At 52.5% G+C, this 1,794-nt stretch carries 1 rRNA gene; it reads right to left on the bottom strand.

The features are described 5' to 3' along the window. Nucleotides 1-63: 63 nt before the first annotated feature. Nucleotides 64-1,794, bottom strand: a 23S ribosomal RNA gene (locus IAE37_RS28540); the annotation flags it as partial.

The following is a 1,794-nucleotide window of genomic DNA, read 5'->3' as shown; positions in this document are numbered from 1 at the left end:
ACGAATTTTCGGGTCTTTCGTCTTCACCACCGCAATCTGCAAAGCAAATTGCTTGGGTGTTATATGGTCAAGCCTCACGGGCAATTAGTATTGGTTAGCTCAACGCCTCACAGCGCTTACACACCCAACCTATCAACGTCGTAGTCTTCGACGGCCCTTTAGGGGATTCAAGATCCCAGTGAGATCTCATCTTGAGGCAAGTTTCCCGCTTAGATGCTTTCAGCGGTTATCTCTTCCGAACATAGCTACCCGGCAATGCCACTGGCGTGACAACCGGAACACCAGAGGTTCGTCCACTCCGGTCCTCTCGTACTAGGAGCAGCCCCTCTCAAATCTCAAACGTCCACGGCAGATAGGGACCGAACTGTCTCACGACGTTCTAAACCCAGCTCGCGTACCACTTTAAATGGCGAACAGCCATACCCTTGGGACCGGCTTCAGCCCCAGGATGTGATGAGCCGACATCGAGGTGCCAAACACCGCCGTCGATATGAACTCTTGGGCGGTATCAGCCTGTTATCCCCGGAGTACCTTTTATCCGTTGAGCGATGGCCCTTCCATACAGAACCACCGGATCACTAAGACCTACTTTCGTACCTGCTCGACGTGTTTGTCTCGCAGTCAAGCGCGCTTTTGCCTTTATACTCTACGACCGATTTCCGACCGGTCTGAGCGCACCTTCGTACTCCTCCGTTACTCTTTGGGAGGAGACCGCCCCAGTCAAACTACCCACCATACACTGTCCTCGATCCGGATCACGGACCTGAGTTAGAACCTCAAAGTTGCCAGGGTGGTATTTCAAGGATGGCTCCATGAGAACTGGCGTCCCCACTTCAAAGCCTCCCACCTATCCTACACAAGCAAATTCAAAGTCCAGTGCAAAGCTATAGTAAAGGTTCACGGGGTCTTTCCGTCTAGCCGCGGATACACTGCATCTTCACAGCGATTTCAATTTCACTGAGTCTCGGGTGGAGACAGCGCCGCCATCGTTACGCCATTCGTGCAGGTCGGAACTTACCCGACAAGGAATTTCGCTACCTTAGGACCGTTATAGTTACGGCCGCCGTTTACCGGGGCTTCGATCAAGAGCTTCGCTTGCGCTAACCCCATCAATTAACCTTCCGGCACCGGGCAGGCGTCACACCCTATACGTCCACTTTCGTGTTTGCAGAGTGCTGTGTTTTTAATAAACAGTCGCAGCGGCCTGGTATCTTCGACCGGCGTGGGCTTACGGAGCAAGTCCTTCACCCTCACCGGCGCACCTTCTCCCGAAGTTACGGTGCCATTTTGCCTAGTTCCTTCACCCGAGTTCTCTCAAGCGCCTTGGTATTCTCTACCTAACCACCTGTGTCGGTTTGGGGTACGGTTCCCAGTTATCTGAAGCTTAGGAGCTTTTCTTGGAAGCATGGCATCAACCACTTCGCGCTCTAATGAGCACTCGTCATCAGCTCTCGGCCTTGAAATCCCGGATTTGCCTAAGATTTCAGCCTACCACCTTAAACTTGGACAACCAACGCCAAGCTGGCCTAGCCTTCTCCGTCCCTCCATCGCAATAACTGGAAGTACAGGAATATTAACCTGTTTTCCATCGACTACGCTTTTCAGCCTCGCCTTAGGGACCGACTAACCCTGCGTCGATTAACGTTGCGCAGGAAACCTTGGTCTTTCGGCGTGGGAGTTTTTCACTCCCATTGTCGTTACTCATGTCAGCATTCGCACTTCTGATACCTCCAGCAAGCTTCTCAACTCACCTTCACAGGCTTACAGAACGCTCCTCTACCGCATCACCATAAG

It is taken from the genome of Pseudomonas sp. S31, from assembly GCF_016648105.1.
In the GTDB taxonomy this organism is placed as follows: domain Bacteria; phylum Pseudomonadota; class Gammaproteobacteria; order Pseudomonadales; family Pseudomonadaceae; genus Aquipseudomonas.
Note: the sequence above shows the minus strand (reverse complement) of the source record. Positions and strands in the feature narration are given on the sequence as shown.